The organism is Sporosarcina highlanderae (genome assembly GCF_030433715.1).
Lineage (GTDB): Bacteria > Bacillota > Bacilli > Bacillales_A > Planococcaceae > Sporosarcina > Sporosarcina highlanderae.
The window spans coordinates 206,166-224,887 of sequence record NZ_JAROCC010000005.1; the positions used below are offsets into that span (position 1 = coordinate 206,166).

Genomic DNA, 18,722 nt, shown 5'->3' on the forward strand with positions numbered 1-18,722 from the left:
ATATACATACCGGATTTTGGTCAAAAAATCGAGGTCGGGTCCACATCGACTGTCATGAGCAACCCTTCCTTCATCCAGTTTGTCCGATACATTTTAATCAATTGCTGTAGTGTATCAGTGAGCCTTGGCTCTATTTTGTATTTTATCAAACATTGATACCGATATCTATTGTTCACACGACTGATGGCAGCAGCAGCTGGGCCGATAATCACAGTTTCCGGTGAGAGTGAAGTTTTCAGATACCTCGTACCTTTATCAGCAAAGTCTGCCACTTTCAATAAGTCCTTATGGGAAAATTGGATAAGTGTTATATAGTAGAACGGAGGATACCCATATTGTTTCCTCGACGCCATCTCCAAATTGTAAAACGTTTCGTAATGCTGCGTCTTTGCAAGCTCTATCGCATAATGCTCTGGTGAATATGTCTGAATGATTACTTCCCCGGCCAATTCATGGCGGCCCGCCCGTCCACTCACTTGCGTCATCAATTGGAATGTCTTTTCCGCTGCCCGGAAGTCCGCTAAATGCAAAGTAGTATCAGCCGCAAGCACACCAACCAGTGTAATATTGGGAAAGTCCAATCCTTTTGCAATCATTTGCGTACCTAACAGTATATCGGCTTTTCCTTCGCTAAATTGACGAAGAAGTCGTTCATGTGAGCCCTTCTGGCGAGTCGTATCCACATCCATCCGGAGCACCCTTGCTTCAGGGAATAGCTTATAAATTTCTTCTTCGGCCTTCTGTGTACCTGTCCCGAAGAAACGGATATGTTCACTCTCGCATTCTGGACAGACAAGGGGCACCCCTTCCTCATGAGCACAATAATGACATTTCAACCGCTCATTTGCCCGATGGTATGTTAATGAAATATCGCAATTCGGGCATTGGACTACCGTACCGCAATCTCTGCATAATACAAATGAAGAAAAACCCCTTTTATTAAGGAAGAGAACAATTTGTTCTTTCCTTTCGAGCCTCTGATGGATTGCATCCGCCAAGGCTACAGAAAACATCGAGCGATTTCCTTCTTTCAATTCGTCCCGCATATCGACAACTGTTACAGAAGGTAATGATTGGTTCTTCGCTCTTTTCGATAACTCAAGAAGTGTATACACACCTTTTTTCGCTCTCGCAAAAGATTCCAGCGACGGGGTTGCGCTTCCAAGGATAACCGGGCATCCGTAATATTCCGACCGCCAAATCGCAACATCCCTTGCATGATAACGGGGAGTATCCTCTTGTTTGTATGTAGATTCATGCTCTTCATCAAGAATGATGATCCCTACGTTTTCAAAGGGAGCAAATATAGCTGACCTCGCACCAACGACGACTTTCACTTCACGACGATGTATTTTACGCCATTCATCGTATTTCTCACCAGCAGATAAGCCACTATGCATGACTGCGACAAGGCTTCCGAACCTCTCCTGGAAACGGGCCGTCATTTGAGGAGTCAAAGAAATCTCCGGAACGAGGACGATTGCTTCCTTCCCTTTTTCCAATACATGCTTGATAGCCCGCAGGTATACTTCCGTTTTCCCGCTTCCCGTAACCCCGTGCAGAAGAAAAGTTTCTGCCTCTCCGCCATCCGAGGCCGTATTGACGGCATCAAGTGCAACTTGTTGTTCGTCCGTCAGCTGAATTGGAATGGGTGTATCCTTTAAGTTCGGGGCATCGGGTTCCCGATAGACTTCCGCCAATCCTTCAGTCCCCCCGCCTCTTTCAATAATCGCTTTCAAGACAGGGTTCTGTATGCCTGAGTCCTTAAGAAGTTTTGAAGCTTCCATTGTTTCCCCGGCATGATGCAGCATCCACTCCAACAATTCCATCTGCTTTTTTGCATTTGGATGTACCGATTGCAGTAACTCTCTTAAGGTGGAAGATTCGGCGATTTTGATTGTCCTTACTTTTTTTACCTTTGTCTGTTGGCTAACTACAGTATCAACAGAAACAATACCTCTTGCTGCATAGTCTTTTACTACTTTCAATAAATATGAATCATCGAGTTCCTTTAAAGGGATCCTTGTCCTCCCTTTCAAAAAAGTGAAAAAAGTTGCATCGTCAATCTCACCAGGCTGCTCAATAATTACGAACTTCTCGTATTTCGCACGCATGGCTGCTGGCAACATGACCTGCAAGGCGTCAATTTCATATGAAAGTGTTTCCCTCGCCATCTTTTTCGAAAGGGATAAAAGCTCCGTAGACACGACAGGCTCTAAGTCGACTAACTCATCAATCGGTTTTAATTTACCCTCATCAACCTCACTTTCCGATTTCAATCCTGTAACATACCCAAGCACTTTCCTCGGTCCGAATGGGACTTTGACACGCGATCCGACTTCCATAACCGATTCAAGGTGTTTCGGGACTCTGTAATCGAAAGGCCGGTCAATCGGATAGGCTGAAACATCTACAATGATTTCAGCGATCATCTGTAATTGACCTTTCTTCTGCCATTATCGTTTCAAGCAAAACTTTCGCAAGTTGCTTCTTATTCATCGCATCAAAAGGAAACTGCTTTCCCTTACCAGTCAACAGCGTGACAACATTTGTGTCATTTCCGAAACCGCCACCGGGATCTGTTACATCGTTGACGATGATGTAATCCAAGTTCTTATTCATCAGTTTAGACATGCCATACGAAATCGCATCATTTGTTTCCGCCGCGAAACCAACAAGGATTTGGTCTTCCTTGTTGTCGCCAATTGTTTTGAGAATATCTGTCGTTCGTTCAAGTTCGATGGACGAATCACCATCTTTTTTCTTCATTTTTTGCGAATGTTGCTCTTTCGGACGATAATCAGCAACCGCCGCAGATTTAACTACCATTGATGCATCACCGAAATTCGCAAGGACTGCCTCAAGCATATCAGCCGCGCTTTCCACTTGAATAAGTTGGACACCCACTGGTCTAGGCAAATCAACTGGCCCTGAAATTAACACCGTATCAGCACCAAGGGAAACAGCAGCTTCGGCCATCGCATACCCCATTTTTCCACTTGAGAAGTTCGAGATGTATCGTACAGGGTCGATCCGTTCTCTTGTAGGACCTGCTGTAACAACAACCTTTTTACCTAAAAGCGGTAATTTCTCAGTTGATTTCATAAATCTTTGTTTCACGAGTTCAACAATTCGTTCCGGTTCTTCCAGTCTACCTTTCCCGACATAACCACATGCGAGAAAACCTTCAGAAGGTTCAATAAAGCGGAAACCGTCTTCATGAAGTCTTTGGATGTTACGGATGACCGCTTTGTTTCCATACATATGAACGTTCATCGCTGGGGCGATCCAGACTTCAGATGTCGTTGCAAGTAATGTCGAGGTGACCATATCATCCGCAATACCGTTCGCAATCTTCCCGATAGTATTAGCCGTGGCAGGTGCAACGATAATAAGATCCGCCCAATCCGCAAGGTCAATATGAGCAATGACCCGGGAATCTTTTTCGTCAAACGTATCATAATAGACATCATTCCGTGACATTACTTGGAATGTAAGCGGTTGAACGAATTCCATAGCTGAAGCCGTCATAATCACTTTTACTTCTGCTCCTGCCTGGGATAGCTTACTTACTAACGCTACGGCTTTGTATACAGCAATTCCACCAGTGACACATACAAGAATTTTTTTATTCAACAAACGTCTCACCCTTTTTCAGTTAAAATGACAAACTCCCTAAGAAATTTTGTTTCCAAGGGAGTTATAAGAGCTTATTAAATTCTTACAGCAAGCAATGACAATCAGATTTCGTCTTCATAGACAATGGAAGCATCTTGCACTTGTTTTGAAAGTGCACCAGCCGCCACTTCTTCCAAAGCTTTCCCTACATTTTTATGGGATGTGTATTTGTGAAGCAACTCATTTTTACTTTCTTGCATTTCACGCGCCCGTTTTGCAGCAAGCGTAACTAAAGTGTATTTCGAATCAATTTTACCTTTTAATGAATCCACTGATGGATATAACATATTTTATTCCCCTTCCAACATTTGTAAATAACGTTTTTCGACACGCTCACGACGACAGTGTTCTGCTGTAACGATTGAGTTGATGCGATCGCAAGCTTTCGATACCTCGTCATTTTCGACTACGTAATCATATAGATTCATCATTTCAAGTTCGTCACGTGCTTTTAATACACGACTTGCTATGACATCGGCTTCCTCAGTACCTCTTCCTACCAAACGATCCTCTAATTCGGATAGGCTTGGCGGTGCAAGGAAGATGAATAGACCGTCAGGAACTTTTTCCCGGACTTGAGCCGCACCGACGACTTCTATTTCAAGAAATACGTCCCTGCCCGCGTCGAGTGTTTCGTTGACGTAGTCCAATGGTGTTCCGTAATAGTTGCCTACATACTCGGCATACTCCAATAGCTTTCCTTCATTAATTAGGCTTTCGAATTCGCTGCGGGATTTGAAGAAATAATCGACGCCGTCTTGTTCGCCTTCCCGCGGGCTTCTTGTTGTCATCGATATTGAATATTCGTAGTTTGTGTCAGGTTGTTGAAATAGTTCTTTCCTGACGGTTCCTTTTCCTACACCGGATGGACCGGACAGGACGATTAATAATCCACGTTTTTTGTACATGCCATCCCTCTTCTTATGTATTATATAGAAGTAAAAAAAGAATAAAACTTATAATAGACCGTTGCTTTGCGCTCCGGGCGGACGCTTTCCGGGGGGCACGGCTTCAGCCGCTTCCCTCGCTTCGCTCAGTCCAGGGTCTTCAGCTCGTGCTGATCCCCTCGGAGTCGCCGCCTTTCACTTCAAGCAACTACTCCTTCTCAACTTAGAGCGTGTTAATTCCTTAATACTTACTATATATAGAATTTTGTTCAAAACGGTAAAAGAATCTCATCATATTATAACATAAGTTACCCGTGGAGTGCTAAAATGGAACAAAACGTTTGAAAGAGGAATTATCATGGCATTTGACGGTTTATTCACCGCAGCGATAGTTACGGAGCTGCAACAAATTAAAGATGGACGTATATCGAAAATACATCAGCCAAATGCTCAAGAAGTTGTTTTGATGGTGCGGGCTGGAAGAAATAATTACAAGCTGCTCATTTCAGCCCATCCATCGTACTCACGGGTTCAATTGACTGATGAAACGATTGCGAATCCCGCGGAACCACCTATGTTTTGCATGGTGCTGAGGAAGCATCTTGAAGGCGGTGTGATTCAATCGATCAAGCAGTCAGGCAATGATCGTATCATATCTTTTGATATAAAGGCAAAAAATGAAATCGGGGATGATATCCACCGCGAGTTGATCGTAGAAGTTATGGGGCGGCATAGTAATTTACTATTGATTGACCCCGAGCGAAATATGATCATCGACAGTTTGAAGCATCTTCCGCCTTCTGTAAATAGTTATAGAACGGTATTGCCTGGACAGCCCTATGTTCCGGCACCGCCACAAGAGAAGCTGGATCCTTTTGAGTTGGACAAGAAAGAGTTTCTTTCATTATTACCAGAATGGGAGAATGCCAAACAGATTGTTGGTAAACTTTCAGGTTTCTCCCCGATACATGGTGAAGAGCTATTGCACCGTTTGAAAGGGATTCGCGAGGAAGAAGCTTATCAAATCTATAAGACTTTCCTTTCTTCATTCAAAGGGGCTTCTCAATCACCAACTATTGCAGAGGTTGGGAATAAGACGATTTTTTCGGCAACAACATTGACGTATGCTGATAAAATCGTTGCGACGTTTGGGACACTTGGCGAATTACTTGATAAGGTTTATTTTGCACGGGCTGAACGAGAACGTGTGAAATCGCAAGCGGCTGATTTGGAACGTTGGCTTGATAACGAAATAGCAAAGTTGAAATTAAAGATGGACAAATTGGGCAAGGAGCAGAAAGCTGCCGAAAAGTTGGATACCTTCCAATTATATGGTGAATTGTTGACGGCGAATAGCTATGCCATTCAAAAAGGTGATACTGAGGCTGTTGTCGACAACTATTATGAGGAAGGAACGACAGTCACCATTCCACTTGATGCAAGAAAGACACCTATCGAGAACGCACAGCGTTATTACTCCCGTTATACGAAGGCAAAAAATGCTTTGATCATGATTGCGGATCAATTGACGAAGGCGCAAGAAGACATCGAGTATTTTGAAATGATCAAGCAGCAGGTCATGCAAGCTTCTCCGGAAGATATCGATGAGATTCGAGAGGAATTGGCGGAAGCGGGATTGATGAAGGCAAGGAAAGGCAAGAAAAAACAAAAGCCGAAAAAACCTTCTCCTGAAGCCTATGTTTCCTCATCAGGGATTCCGATTTCAGTTGGTAAGAACAATAAACAGAATGATTATTTGACGTTCAAGATTGCTGCAAGGGATCATGTTTGGCTGCATACAAAAGACATTCCCGGATCACATGTTGTCATCCACTCGACAGACCCGGATGAGGAAACGATTCAAGAAGCAGCGATTCTTTCAGCTTACTTTAGTAAAGCAAGAGGCTCATCCTCCGTTCCTGTTGACTTCACTGAAATTAGGCATGTTAAGAAGCCAAATGGCGCAAAACCCGGGTTTGTTATTTATTTTGAACAGAAGACGTTGTACGTTACTCCAGATGAGGATGTTGTGCGTAGATTGAAGAAATGAAAAAAAGGATCGCCGTCATGTGTAAAAATGATGGCAATCCTTTTTTCGATACCTTTTTTTCGGTACCTGTGCACGAAACATTCAAGATGATTCAAACAATTTGAATAAACATGCACGACTTCAGCTCAAAACACCAATACACCAAGCAATCTTATTGTATATTTATACAATTGCAGTGTATTGACTGAATAGTTCGCTGCACAGGTACCTTTACAATCCCTTACAGTGCCCCGGTCTTTAATTTCCCATGCCATTCAAGCAAATCACTAATGGATTCTTCGTTAATAGATCCGGCGTCTTTTGCGGCTTCTGTCAAGGCACCGAAATTCGTTAGGCTGTGGTATGTTAACGCTGCTTCTTCAAATGCCTTATCGGCACTTTCGAGTTCGTATGTAAAGATTGAAACAACGCCCGTAACCTCAACATCTTCTGAGCGAAGGGCTTCTACTGCATTCAGGCTGCTTCCGCCTGTGGAAATCAAGTCTTCGATGATGATCGCTTTATCTTCAGGCTTCAGTTTACCTTCAATTTGACGGCTTCGACCGTGACCTTTTGCTTTTGAACGGATATAGACCATAGGTAATCCTAAAATGTCAGCCACCCAAGCAGCATGTGGAATTCCTGCGGTTGCAGTTCCAGCGATGAGTGTAGTTTCTGGGTAATGTTCTTTGATCAACCCGGCAAGACCTTCAGCGATTTGCTTACGGCCCACTGGGTCAGACATCGTCAAACGGTTATCACAATAGATTGGGGACTGTATGCCTGATGCCCAAGTGAATGGATCTTCTGGACTTAGTTCCACAGCTCCGACATTCAATAGTATTTCTGCGATTTCTTTTTTACCCAATTTACTCCATCCCTTTCCATAAAGCATTAATTTCCTCATAAGCCGCACGTGGATCCGTTGCTCCTGTTATCGCTCTTCCGACTACGATATGAGTCGATCCTTCTTTTCTCGATTCCTCAGGAGTTGCAATCCTTTTCTGGTCTTGGACATCGCCGCCCAACATACGGATCCCAGGAGTAACCTTCAAGAATTCAGGTCCGCAAACTTCTGAAATGATTGCCGCCTCATGAACGGAGCAAACGACCCCATCAAGTCCCGCGTCTTTCGTAAGTTGCGCATAATGAAGGACGGATTCCTGAAGTGATGCTCGAATAAGTTGCTCATCCCTGACTTGCTGCTCATCAGTCGATGTAAGTTGCGTAACACCAATAATCGAAGGGCGCTTCTTTCCTGTAGCCGTCCCTTTATCAAGACCTTCAAGTGCTGCCTCCATCATCGATCTTCCGCCAGCCGCATGGACATTCACCATATCCGCGCCTAAAGTAGCCAACACTTCCATTGCTGACATGACAGTATTCGGAATATCATGCAATTTCAAATCAAGGAACACGTCATATCCAAGCTCCTTCAATTTCGCAACAATTGCCGGTCCTTCTTTGTAATAAAGCTGCATGCCAACTTTTACATTGATGCCGCCTTCAAATGGTTCTAAAAAATTGAAAACCTTCTTGGATGAATCGAAATCCAATGCGATAATTGGGGATGTTTTCATAATCGGTGGCTCCTTCCGACAAGCTCTGAAATATGATCAACGCCTAATTCATCCAATTTAGCTGGAAGCTCTTCGATGATCTTAGGGCATATGAATGGATCTACAAAGTTTGCAGTTCCAACAGCTACAGCACTTGCCCCTGCTGATAAGAAATCAATGACATCTGCTGTTTCCGCGACGCCGCCCATTCCGATGATCGGAATCGAAACTACTTGGCTTACTTCGTATACCATCTTAATCGCAACCGGCTTGACTGCTGGTCCTGATAAACCGCCTGTAATATTCGCGATGATCGGACGTCCCGTCTTTTGGTCAAGTCTCATGCCGACAAGTGTGTTGATCATCGTAATTCCATCTGCGCCGCCTGCTTCAACTGCCTTCGCAATTTCTTTAATGTCAGTAACGTTCGGGGAAAGCTTTACGTACACAGGCACCTCGGAAACTTCTTTAACAGCAGCCGTCAAATCATGCGCTTGCTGAGGATCCGTTCCAAAAGTGATTCCGCCGCATTTTACGTTCGGACATGAAATATTCAGTTCCAACGCTTTCACATTCGGAGCAGTTGAAATTGTTTTCGCCACTTCTACATAGTCAGCTGTTTCAGTTCCAGCTACATTCGCAATGATTGGAACATCAAACTGTTCTAACCAAGGCAATTCATTTTCCATTACACTTTGTAAGCCGGGATTTTGCAGACCAATCGCATTCAACATGCCGGATGCTGTCTCTGCGACACGAGGTGTCGGATTACCGAAACGCGTTTCAAGCGTTGTCGCTTTGATCATGATTGCGCCAAGAAGCGATAAGTCATACAAATTCCCGTATTCCTTGCCAAATCCAAAACAACCTGATGCCGGCATGATCGGATTTTTCAACTGCAAGCCAGGCAATTCAACTTTTAATCTATTCATATCGACACCACCCCTGCTAAAAATACTGGTCCGTCTGAACATACTTTGACGTAAGGTTTTTCTGTTCCCTCGGTTGTTTGACAAACACATGCGAAGCAAGCCCCAATTCCGCACCCCATCCGTTGTTCAAATGAAAGGAAGCCTTTCTTTCCGGCATAAGTTGTTTGTACAGCATTCAACATCGGCATTGGGCCGCAGCTATAATATGTAGAAAATTCATCGCCGATTTTCTTCATGACATCAGTGACAAACCCTTCAGTTCCTTTTGAACCATCAACTGTCGCGATATATGTTTCGCCCAATCTTGTGAACTCTTCTTCGTAAAAGGAAACATCTGAAGTTTGAAAGCCGAAAATATGAATGCATTTTACACCGTTCGCAGTCAATTGTTTTGACAGCTCATATAACGGAGGTACCCCAATCCCGCCACCAATCAGAATAGCGGTCTCGCCTGATGCTGTTGCATTTACTGGAAATCCGTTGCCCAATGGACCAAGCACATCCACTTCCTCATCTTCCCTTTTCAGGGAAAGCATTGTGGTACCTCTACCTTCAGCGCGATAGATGATTGTCATTTCATTCTTTTCTTTATCAATGGATGCGATGGAGATCGGTCTTCTTAACAAAGGTTCAAATGAATCCGATACTCGTATATGGACAAACTGGCCAGGGGAACTAATTTCCCCTACAAGCTTGCCAGTTAACTTCATTTCAAATATATTCTTTGCGATTTCCTGTTGTCCTGTCACTCTCATCCTATCTTGGATGATCATACTATCACCTGCTGATTTGACATATTCTCTGGAGTGCTTCCTTCACTATCCTGCCAAACGATGTTCCCCCCATAGATTGTTGTTACAGGCCATCCGGCACAGTTCCAGCCGTCGAAAGGCGTATTCTTCCCTTGGGATAAAAACGTATTACGGTCGATTACTTGTTCTTTATTCAAGTCCAGAAGCACAAGATCCGCTTGCGCACCGACTTCAATTTTTCCGTATGGAAGACCGAATACAGTAGCGGGCTTGATTGTCATCCAATCAACCAATTGCTTCAATGTCCATTTTTCTTCTTTCACAAAGTGCGTGTAAAGAAGTGGGAATGCCGTTTCAAATCCTGTAATCCCGAAAGGCGCTTTGGCGAAACCAGCATTTTTTTCCTCTGCTGTATGCGGTGCGTGATCAGTTGCGATGAAGTCGAGTGTGCCATCCATCAACCCTTCTTGCAATGCAAGCAGATCCTCTACTCCGCGAAGTGGTGGATTCATCTTCCAATCAGCGTCGTCACCAGGTATATCATCTTCCGATAAAATCAGATGGTGCGGGCTCACTTCAGCAGTTACATGAACTCCCGCTTTTTTCGCATCACGGATTACCCGTACAGATTCTTTCGTGCTGACGTGACAAACATGGTAATGGGCACCGGCAGCTTCTGCAAGTAGAATATCGCGGGCGATATGAACCGATTCCGCAACTGAAGGGATTCCCGGAAGTCCAAGTTCTTTATTCCGTTTCCCTTCATGCATTGCTCCGCCGTATATTAATGTATTGTCTTCACAATGTGCAACGATTGCCATTCCGATTTCCGCCGCGTCCTGCATCGCTTCAAACATCATTCCCGCTTGCTGGATGCCGACGCCGTCATCTGTGAATGCGAATGCACCGTTCTCCTTCAATTCTTTCATATTCGTCCGTTCTTTTCCGGCTTCCCGAATCGTAATGGAAGCGTAAGGGAGAACACGTATATGTGCTTTTTCGTCGATTAATTTATTGACCAAGGATAAGTTTTCTTTTGTATCTGGAACCGGTCGTGTATTCGGCATCGCACAGATTGTCGTATAGCCGCCTTTAGCTGCCGCAAGAGTTCCTGTTTCAATTGTCTCTTTATGTTCGCCGCCAGGTTCGCGTAAGTGGACATGGACATCGATGAAACCCGGTGCAAGCAACAGTCCTTTGCCGTCAATCACTTCAGAATCACCAGTATCCAAATCGGTGCCAATTTCAGTTATCCGGTCCCTATCAATTCTGACATCGACTAAAACCTTTTCACCTTCGTCGTTCAAAACATATGCACTCTTGATGATCTTTCCCATGCCAATTCCTCCTTTTGTAAAATCGTTTCTAAGATAGCCGCACGTATATAAACACCATTTTCAACTTGCTTGTAAATCATTGATCGGCTGCATTCCACAAGGCTTCCTGCTATTTCTACGTCCCGGTTAACCGGTGCAGGATGCATGATGATCGATCCAGGCTTCATTTCCCTTTCCCGTTCAACTGTTAGACCGTATTTCTCGTGGTATTCTTCCTTTGTAAATCTCATTTTGCCATCATGTCTTTCATGCTGGACTCTTAGAAGCATGACGACATCGCTTGTGTAGATCACTTCTTCCCAGTCACTCACGTACGGAAAATCTCCTGCCCACTCGGGAGGGCATAGAAATTTCACATTCGCCCCTAACTTTGTAAGAGCATCCGCATTTGACTTGGCTACTCGGCTATGGGAAATGTCACCAGCGATAAGCACATTGAGCCCTTTGAAACCGCCGAGCGTTTCTTTTATCGTGTACAAGTCAAGCAAGGATTGTGTTGGATGTTGTCCTGAGCCATCACCGCCGTTGATGATCGCCATTTTCATTTTTCCGACGAGGTCCTCATAATAACGCTCTTCCGGGTGTCTGATGACGACTGCATCCAACCCGATTTCTTCAAGAGTGCGAAGCGTGTCGTACAACGTCTCCCCTTTTACCGCACTTGAAGAACCAGCTTCAAAAGGAATCGTTTCAAGACCCAATTTCTTTTCCGCCACTTCAAAACTCATTTTTGTTCGTGTGCTTGGCTCAAAGAAGAGATTGCTAACCATATATTTTTGAGGTAATGCGCGGATTCCATATCTTTTTAACATTGCGGCACGATCCAAAATAGCTGAAATTTCGTCGATTGTTAGATCTTTCATTGATAATAGGTTTTTCATGTTGAAAATCCCCTTCCGTTTTGGATAAAAAAATGGCCTTTCCGTTAAATGGAAAGGCCAGTGGGCATGACTGAACAATCGTCATCCAGTTTGAATGACTATCAGTCTACTGAACCTTTCCTTGTCTCTCAGTACAATTTTAAAAGGTCTTTCTATTCTGTTTTACTATCAGCTAAACTATCATTCGACCTGCCTGGCAATACCATGTTGAGGAACACGCCGATGATTGCAGCAAGCGCCATTCCTTCGACTTGGAATGTATCACTGAATTGGATGGAAGCGCCTCCGATTCCGATTACGAGAATAACCGAGGCGATAACGAGATTTCGTTGCTGTCCAAAATCCACTTTGTGATCAACGAGCATCCTTAATCCTGATGAAGCGATGATCCCAAACAGTAGAATCGATATCCCACCAAGCACCGCGGTCGGAATCGTTGCGATGACCGCCATCAGTTTGCCGATGAAAGAGAACACAATCGCGAATACCGCCGCGCCAATAATGACGTAGATGCTATAGACACGTGTAATTGCCATAACCCCGATGTTTTCACCGTAAGTAGTTTTCGGTGGACCGCCAAGGAATCCGCTCAGGAGTGTTCCTAACCCGTCTCCAAGTAATGACCTGTTCAAACCAGGGTCTCTAATAAAATCTTTATTGACGACGCGGCCAAGTACAAGTTGGTGACCTATATGCTCCGAAATTGTAACGATTGATATTGGAACCATGATTGCAAGCAATGTTGGAGTAACGACAAAGTCATAATCTATTCCAGGAATTAGGAATTCCGGAATTGCAAACCAATCAGCTTCATGCACTTTGGTGAAGTCCAATATTCCGATTGCCGCAGAGTATATGTAACCTACGACTATTCCAATCAGGACAGGCATGAGGCTGATCACTCCCCTAAAGAACATGAGGCAGATGATGGCTGATGCCAATGTGACAATCGCTGCCGAGAAATGCAAGAGATTATATTCCGCTACACCATCCACTTGGATTGTACTCGCCATGCTCACCGCCGTCGGTGCCAAAGCTAATCCGATTACCATGATTACTGGTCCGACTACTACTGGCGGAAGGAATTTCATAATCCACTCGGGGCCAGTCGTCCAGACCAATAAAGATACGAGTGCATACACGAGGGCGACAAACATGCTTCCAATCATCGCGCTTCCGATTCCGCCATTTTCTGTAGCAGCAATGATCGGCGCAATGAAAGCGAAAGATGAACCCAGGTAAGCCGGAACTTTGAACCGTGTGACAAGGACGAAGACGATTGTCGCAAGTCCGCTTGTGAGTAACGCAATTGCTGGGCTTAAGCCGACTAATTGCGGAACAAGGATTGTTGCTCCAAACATTGCAAACATATGCTGCAAACTAAGGGCGAGCCATTTACCGGCATCTGGTTTATCAAGTACATCTAACACTTTGTTGTCATTCATCATTTCTCACCTGTTCCTATCCGGATTTTTCTTTATTTTGCATGAATCGTTACGCCGTCCGAGCCATCTTCTTCAACGACATTGACGACTACCCGCTCTTCATTCGATGTCGGAATGTTTTTACCGACAAAATCCGGTCGGATTGGCAATTCCCGGTGTCCTCTGTCAACAAGTACTGCAAGCTGAATTGCCGCAGGTCTACCTAAATCGATAACTGCATCCATCGCCGCTCTCACCGTTCTTCCTGTGTAAAGCACATCGTCAACAAGAATCACTTTCTTTTCCGTTACATCGTGTTCAATGTCGACTTGGTGGACAAGAGGTTCATGGTTACCATGTTTATGTTGAAGATCGTCTCTATAAAGAGTTATATCTAACTCACCAGTCAAGATTGGTTTTCCTTCTATTTGCTTGATCCTTTCTGCAAGACGTTTCGCAAGAACTGCTCCTCTTGTTTTGATGCCTACAAGGATACAACCATCAATCCCTTTGTTTTTTTCGATGATTTCATATGCGATTCTAGTCACCGCACGTGATATTGCCTGTTCGTCAAGAATGATCGCTTTTTCCGTCATAAAAACTCCTCCTATGATTTAATCTACGGCTCTGTCGCACTATCTGCATATATCCAGCTGCAGGCGCTAGATAAAAAAAACCTCCCGGCCTTTATGGCGGGAGGTTTACGTGCAGAAATAAGCGTATTTAGGGACAGCGCGCAGCTGTTCATAAATACTTTCCGTGCAACCTTCCCAGCCTCTCTGGACTGTTATTAAAGGTATCGCTATTCAATTTCTTTGTTCAGTATAGACTCATAGAAATACTTTGTCAATGTTTTTCGTTTCGCATTTTTTCAAGCAAGCGTTGGAAGTCTTCAGGCAATGGTTGTGTAAACTCAAGATATTCGCCAGTTCGAGGATGTTTAAAGCCGATTGTTCCAGCATGTAAAACTTGTCCATTGAACTCGATCGTTTTCTTCGGACCGTATTTGGGATCGCCTGCAAGCGGATGCCCTATATACTTCATATGCACGCGGATTTGATGAGTTCTACCCGTTTCCAACCTACATTCGACTAATGTGAAGTTCCCGAAACGTTCAAGCACTTTGAAGTGTGTAACCGCGTCCTTACCTTTATCTATAATCGTCATACTTTGACGGTCCTTCGGATCCCTTCCGATAGGCGCATCAATCGTCCCTTGGTCATGTGGAATATGGCCGTGCACAAGTGCCGTATAAACACGTGTAACGGATTTATCGACAAGCTGATTGACAAGGGATACATGTGCCTGGTCATTTTTTGCGACCATCAATAAACCCGAGGTATCCTTGTCGATTCTATGAACGATACCAGGGCGCATAACCCCATTAATCCCCGAAAGGTCTTTAACTTGATGCATCAGCCCGTTTACGAGCGTACCGCCATTATGACCTGGCGCAGGATGTACGACCATACCCCTCGGTTTATTGACAACAAGGACATCGCTGTCTTCGTAAACGATTTCCAAATCAAGATTTTCCGCCACGATATCAAGTTCTTCCAACTCAGGCTCTACCACTTCAATGATATCCCCTGTTTTAACCTTATAATTCGGCTTAACTTGTTCTTCGTTCACAAGCACTGCCCCATCTTTAACCCATTGCTGAATCTGTGTCCGAGACCATTCTGGATTGTATGTCGAAAGTACTTTATCGATTCGACCTTTTTCAAGCTCTTCTGTTATTACAATTTCAATCGGTTCCATTATGTCACCTTTTTCTTATTCTTTTTTTCATCTTGGATAACGTGAATGATCATCAGAATTACACCTACTGTTAGTGCAGCGTCTGCCGCATTAAATATAGGAAAATCATAATCGATGACCGGGATGAGTACATCGACGAAATCGACGACTTCTTTACGCCATAATCGATCGATGAAGTTGCCAAGTGCCCCACCCAATAAAAACATTAAACTGATACTAAGCAAGGGATGTCCTTTGCTTTCCTTGTGGAAAAAATAAATAATACCACCGACGACCACTATTGTAACAACGTAAAAGAGCCACATTTGCCCTTCTAACATTCCCCAAGCCGCTCCTTTGTTGCGATGAGATAGGAGTGCAAGGTAAGGGTCCAAAATGGGAATTCTTTCACCTAAAGTCATATTTTGTACAACAAGCCATTTTGTCAGCTGATCTAACAGTATTAAAATAATTGCTATCCCGTAATAAATGATCATTCCAAAACCCCCGTCCGACAGTTTCCGTACCATTTTACCATAAAAGCATCGTCTTCATACAATCTAAGAAAAGGCTGTTCGTAACGATGGCATTCAGCCACTGTTACAAACAGCCTTAACCAAATTGCTTATGAATAGTATTTCTTTACAACATCAGCGCAACGGGTACATAACTCTGGATGTTCAGCGTCATTGCCGACAGTTTCCGAAATTGTCCAGCAACGATCACATTTCTCACCGTCCGCTTTTTCAACAAGGACTGTTGCAGCATCAAGTTTAAGTGCATCCGCCTGCATTTCTCCTTCTTTACTTTCCACGAACTTGGAAACAATAAAGAACTGAGCAAAATCGATATCATCCGCCGCTAATACACCAGTCAATTTCTCATGCAATGCAACGGTCACTTTAGCTTCAAGTGATTTCCCGATTACTTTCGCGTTACGGGCTTCCTCAAGAGCCTTCAATACATCATCACGCACAAGCATCAATTTTGCAAATCGCTCGCGAAGTGTATTTGCAACATCACCAAGGTCTTCTGCCCGAGGCATATCTGTCAATTGAACGCTTTCCTCTTCGACATTTTCAAGGAATGCCCACATTTCATCCGTAGTATGTGGGATGATTGGTGTCAACAATTTCAATAATGCAAGTAGTGAATCATACATAACCGTTTGCATCGCACGACGATGAGGATGATCAGCACCTTCGATATACACGACATCTTTAGCGATATCCAAATAGAATGAGCTTAAGTCACCTGTACAGAAATTATTCACTGCATGATAAACGCCTGCAAACTCATAGTTTTCATACGACTCCAATACTTCCTTAATCAGATCTTGAAGTTTCACATAGACATATTGGTCAATCGGACGCATATCTTCAAATGCAACACGATCCGCTGATGGATTGAAGTCGGATACATTACCGTGTAGGAAACGAAGAGTATTCCGGATTTTACGGTATACCTCTGATACTTGCTTAAAGTTCGAATCGGATACACGGACATCTGCAGTATAATCTACAGATGATACCCATAGACGAAGAATATCAGCACCTAATTGATTCATTACTTTTGATGGTACGATTACGTTTCCAAGTGACTTACTCATCTTGCGCCCTTCGCCATCCAAAGTGAATCCGTGGCTTAACAAGCCTTTATATGGAGCAATTCCATTGATAGCAACACTTGTAGTCAATGAGGAGTTGAACCAACCGCGGTATTGGTCACTACCCTCAAGATAAAGATCTGCAGGATAGACGAGATCGTCCCTTTCTACAAGCACTCCCTGATGTGTTGACCCTGAATCGAACCAAACATCCATGATATCCGTTTCTTTCGTAAAGAGACCGTTCGGGCTGCCTGAGTGCTCAAAACCTTCAGGAAGAAGATCTTTTGCCTCACGTTCAAACCAAATGTTCGAACCATGTTCGCGGAATAGCTTAGATACATTGGAAATGGTTTCATCTGTAATGATAGCTTCTCCATTTTCCGCATAGAATACCGGAATCGGCACACCCCATACACGTTGACGAGAAATACACCAATCTCCGCGGTCACGCACCATATTGTATAGACGTGTTTCACCCCAAGATGGAGTGAATTTTGTATTTCGGATTGCTTCAAGCAATTCATTACGGAAAGAATTGATGGACGCAAACCATTGAGCTGTTGCACGGTAGATGACTGGTTTCTTGGAACGCCAATCATGTGGATAGGAGTGTGTGATGAATGAAAGTTTTAAAAGCGCTCCGAGTTCATCCAACTTTTTCGTTACTTCTTTATTCGCATCCTCATAGAACAAGCCTTCAAAACCTGGCGCCTCTTCTGTCATGACACCTCTGTCATTGACCGGAGATAATGCATCAATTCCATATTGTTTTGATACATAGAAGTCATCTTCACCGTGACCTGGTGCAGTATGGACACAGCCTGTTCCAGCCTCTGCGGTTACATGCTCACCAAGCATTACAAGTGAATCACGATCATAGAAAGGATGTTTTGCAATTACCCGATCCAAATCTGATCCTTTCAATTCCTGTACAACTTCGTACGATTCCCAGCCAATTTCTTTGGCAACGAATTCAACGAGATCTTTTGCCAATAGATATTTATTTCCATCCACTTCAACAATTGCATACGTAAATTCCGGATGAACCGAGATTCCCAAGTTCGCAGGAATCGTCCAAGGAGTCGTCGTCCAAATAATGATACGAACGTCTTCATCTACTACACCTTTGCCATCTTTAATCGGGAAAGCGACGTAAATGGAAGGTGATTTTTTATCTTTATATTCAATTTCTGCTTCAGCAAGTGCAGACTCACTTGAAGGAGACCAGTAAACTGGCTTCAAGCCTTTGTAGATATAGCCTTTTTTCGCCATTTCGCCAAATACTTCAATTTGTTTTGATTCGAATTCCGGTTTTAAAGTGATATAAGGATTATCCCAGTTACCACGGACACCAATCCGTTTAAATTGTGAGCGTTGGCTATCGATTTGGCTATAGGCATATTCCTCGCACATTTTACGGAATTCCGCAACGGAATGATCTTTGCGGTTTACTCCTTTATTGACAAGTGCCTGCTCGATTGGAAGACCATGAGTATCCCATCCCGGTACGTATGGCGAATGGAAACCTGTCATTGATTTATGACGAACAATCATGTCCTTCAAAACTTTGTTTAAAGCGTGCCCCATATGGAGATCACCGTTTGCATACGGTGGTCCGTCGTGAAGTACGAAGAATGGTCGACCTTTAGTTCGTTCTTGTACCTTTTCATAAATATTCATTTCTTCCCATTTCGCCTGCATATCCGGTTCTTTATTTGGCAAATTTCCGCGCATTGGAAATTCTGTTTTCGGCATTAGCAATGTGTCTTTGTAATCCATTTAATTTCCTCCTCAAAATATAAAAACCCCGTCCCTAAAAAAGGGACGAGGTATAGTTCTCGCGTTACCACCCTAGTTGCAGCATAAATAATCATACTGCCTCTCAGAACACCAT

16 protein-coding genes and 1 other annotated feature (1 of these 17 only partly in view) are annotated in these 18,722 nt (G+C 43.8%); of the genes, 1 reads left to right on the top strand and 15 read right to left on the bottom strand.

Translation table 11 applies throughout. The features are described from left to right. Nucleotides 1-20 precede the first annotated feature (20 nt). From priA to gmk, 4 genes are all read right to left on the bottom strand, one after another. A complete protein-coding gene (priA, locus tag P5G49_RS08470) occupies nucleotides 21-2,432 on the bottom strand; it encodes a primosomal protein N' (RefSeq protein WP_301243054.1) in 2,412 nt (803 codons plus the stop codon). Further along, complete coding sequence (gene coaBC, locus P5G49_RS08475) at nucleotides 2,422-3,639, bottom strand: bifunctional phosphopantothenoylcysteine decarboxylase/phosphopantothenate--cysteine ligase CoaBC (protein WP_301243055.1); 1,218 nt, start codon at nucleotides 3,637-3,639, stop codon at nucleotides 2,422-2,424. Before coaBC ends, priA begins: the two co-directional genes overlap by 11 nt. 101 nt (nucleotides 3,640-3,740) lie before the next feature. Then, on the bottom strand, nucleotides 3,741-3,965 hold the full coding sequence (gene rpoZ / locus P5G49_RS08480) for a DNA-directed RNA polymerase subunit omega (RefSeq protein WP_301243056.1): 225 nt from the start codon (nucleotides 3,963-3,965) through the stop codon (nucleotides 3,741-3,743). 3 nt (nucleotides 3,966-3,968) lie between these two features. Next, nucleotides 3,969-4,586 (bottom strand): guanylate kinase, encoded by a 618-nt coding sequence (gmk, locus tag P5G49_RS08485; protein ID WP_301243057.1) that lies wholly within the window; start codon nucleotides 4,584-4,586, stop codon nucleotides 3,969-3,971. 337 nt (nucleotides 4,587-4,923) lie between these two features. Here gmk and P5G49_RS08490 point away from each other — a divergent pair, with 337 nt between their 5' ends. Continuing rightward, on the top strand, nucleotides 4,924-6,615 hold the full coding sequence (locus tag P5G49_RS08490; protein WP_301243058.1) for an Rqc2 family fibronectin-binding protein: 1,692 nt from the start codon (nucleotides 4,924-4,926) through the stop codon (nucleotides 6,613-6,615). A gap of 220 nt (nucleotides 6,616-6,835) precedes the next feature. Here P5G49_RS08490 and pyrE read toward each other — a convergent pair whose 3' ends face one another. The 11 genes from pyrE to ileS form a co-directional block, all read right to left on the bottom strand. Then, the gene (gene pyrE / locus P5G49_RS08495) at nucleotides 6,836-7,489 is read right to left on the bottom strand and encodes an orotate phosphoribosyltransferase (RefSeq protein ID WP_435877199.1); all 654 of its coding nucleotides are present in this window, start codon (nucleotides 7,487-7,489) and stop codon (nucleotides 6,836-6,838) included. Continuing rightward, a complete protein-coding gene (gene pyrF / locus P5G49_RS08500; protein ID WP_301243060.1) occupies nucleotides 7,464-8,174 on the bottom strand; it encodes an orotidine-5'-phosphate decarboxylase in 711 nt (236 codons plus the stop codon). Before pyrF ends, pyrE begins: the two co-directional genes overlap by 26 nt. Further along, complete coding sequence (locus tag P5G49_RS08505; RefSeq protein ID WP_301243061.1) at nucleotides 8,171-9,085, bottom strand: dihydroorotate dehydrogenase; 915 nt, start codon at nucleotides 9,083-9,085, stop codon at nucleotides 8,171-8,173. The genes pyrF and P5G49_RS08505 overlap by 4 nt, the downstream gene beginning before the upstream one ends. Continuing rightward, nucleotides 9,082-9,858 carry a dihydroorotate dehydrogenase electron transfer subunit gene (locus P5G49_RS08510; RefSeq protein ID WP_301243062.1) on the bottom strand — a complete coding sequence of 259 codons (777 nt, stop codon included), beginning with the start codon at nucleotides 9,856-9,858 and terminating at the stop codon, nucleotides 9,082-9,084. The genes P5G49_RS08505 and P5G49_RS08510 overlap by 4 nt, the downstream gene beginning before the upstream one ends. Continuing rightward, nucleotides 9,855-11,174: a dihydroorotase gene (locus P5G49_RS08515; protein WP_301243063.1), complete on the bottom strand. Its 1,320-nt coding sequence runs from the start codon at nucleotides 11,172-11,174 to the stop codon at nucleotides 9,855-9,857. The genes P5G49_RS08510 and P5G49_RS08515 overlap by 4 nt, the downstream gene beginning before the upstream one ends. Further along, a complete protein-coding gene (locus tag P5G49_RS08520; protein ID WP_301243064.1) occupies nucleotides 11,141-12,055 on the bottom strand; it encodes an aspartate carbamoyltransferase catalytic subunit in 915 nt (304 codons plus the stop codon). Before P5G49_RS08520 ends, P5G49_RS08515 begins: the two co-directional genes overlap by 34 nt. Nucleotides 12,056-12,207: 152 nt before the next feature. After that, the gene (locus P5G49_RS08525) at nucleotides 12,208-13,503 is read right to left on the bottom strand and encodes a uracil-xanthine permease family protein (protein WP_301243065.1); all 1,296 of its coding nucleotides are present in this window, start codon (nucleotides 13,501-13,503) and stop codon (nucleotides 12,208-12,210) included. 29 nt (nucleotides 13,504-13,532) lie between these two features. Then, nucleotides 13,533-14,075 (bottom strand): bifunctional pyr operon transcriptional regulator/uracil phosphoribosyltransferase PyrR, encoded by a 543-nt coding sequence (gene pyrR / locus P5G49_RS08530; protein WP_301243066.1) that lies wholly within the window; start codon nucleotides 14,073-14,075, stop codon nucleotides 13,533-13,535. Nucleotides 14,076-14,325: 250 nt separating this feature from the next. Next, the gene (locus tag P5G49_RS08535; RefSeq protein ID WP_301243067.1) at nucleotides 14,326-15,240 is read right to left on the bottom strand and encodes an RluA family pseudouridine synthase; all 915 of its coding nucleotides are present in this window, start codon (nucleotides 15,238-15,240) and stop codon (nucleotides 14,326-14,328) included. Continuing rightward, nucleotides 15,240-15,716, bottom strand: coding sequence for a signal peptidase II (gene lspA / locus P5G49_RS08540; RefSeq protein ID WP_301243068.1), 477 nt, complete (start codon nucleotides 15,714-15,716; stop codon nucleotides 15,240-15,242). The genes P5G49_RS08535 and lspA overlap by 1 nt, the downstream gene beginning before the upstream one ends. A gap of 128 nt (nucleotides 15,717-15,844) precedes the next feature. Next, nucleotides 15,845-18,607: an isoleucine--tRNA ligase gene (gene ileS / locus P5G49_RS08545; RefSeq protein ID WP_301243069.1), complete on the bottom strand. Its 2,763-nt coding sequence runs from the start codon at nucleotides 18,605-18,607 to the stop codon at nucleotides 15,845-15,847. Between the two features lie 38 nt (nucleotides 18,608-18,645). After that, nucleotides 18,646-18,722 (bottom strand) — a binding site (T-box leader) (it continues 137 nt past the right edge of the window).

What these genes read in the sequence shown, in the direction of transcription:
- P5G49_RS08490 (WP_301243058.1), top strand. Translation starts at nt 4,924, where the DNA reads ATGGCATTTGACGGTTTATTCACCGCAGCGATAGTTACGGAGCTGCAA.
- P5G49_RS08505 (WP_301243061.1), bottom strand. Translation starts at nt 9,085, where the DNA reads ATGAATAGATTAAAAGTTGAATTGCCTGGCTTGCAGTTGAAAAATCCG.
- ileS (WP_301243069.1), bottom strand. Translation starts at nt 18,607, where the DNA reads ATGGATTACAAAGACACATTGCTAATGCCGAAAACAGAATTTCCAATG.
- rpoZ (WP_301243056.1), bottom strand. Translation starts at nt 3,965, where the DNA reads ATGTTATATCCATCAGTGGATTCATTAAAAGGTAAAATTGATTCGAAA.
- P5G49_RS08535 (WP_301243067.1), bottom strand. Translation starts at nt 15,240, where the DNA reads ATGGAACCGATTGAAATTGTAATAACAGAAGAGCTTGAAAAAGGTCGA.
- gmk (WP_301243057.1), bottom strand. Translation starts at nt 4,586, where the DNA reads ATGTACAAAAAACGTGGATTATTAATCGTCCTGTCCGGTCCATCCGGT.
- pyrF (WP_301243060.1), bottom strand. Translation starts at nt 8,174, where the DNA reads ATGAAAACATCCCCAATTATCGCATTGGATTTCGATTCATCCAAGAAG.
- P5G49_RS08525 (WP_301243065.1), bottom strand. Translation starts at nt 13,503, where the DNA reads ATGATGAATGACAACAAAGTGTTAGATGTACTTGATAAACCAGATGCC.
- P5G49_RS08515 (WP_301243063.1), bottom strand. Translation starts at nt 11,174, where the DNA reads ATGGGAAAGATCATCAAGAGTGCATATGTTTTGAACGACGAAGGTGAA.
- priA (WP_301243054.1), bottom strand. Translation starts at nt 2,432, where the DNA reads ATGATCGCTGAAATCATTGTAGATGTTTCAGCCTATCCGATTGACCGG.
- P5G49_RS08510 (WP_301243062.1), bottom strand. Translation starts at nt 9,858, where the DNA reads ATGATCATCCAAGATAGGATGAGAGTGACAGGACAACAGGAAATCGCA.
- pyrE (WP_435877199.1), bottom strand. Translation starts at nt 7,489, where the DNA reads ATGCTTTATGGAAAGGGATGGAGTAAATTGGGTAAAAAAGAAATCGCA.
- pyrR (WP_301243066.1), bottom strand. Translation starts at nt 14,075, where the DNA reads ATGACGGAAAAAGCGATCATTCTTGACGAACAGGCAATATCACGTGCG.
- lspA (WP_301243068.1), bottom strand. Translation starts at nt 15,716, where the DNA reads ATGATCATTTATTACGGGATAGCAATTATTTTAATACTGTTAGATCAG.
- P5G49_RS08520 (WP_301243064.1), bottom strand. Translation starts at nt 12,055, where the DNA reads ATGAAAAACCTATTATCAATGAAAGATCTAACAATCGACGAAATTTCA.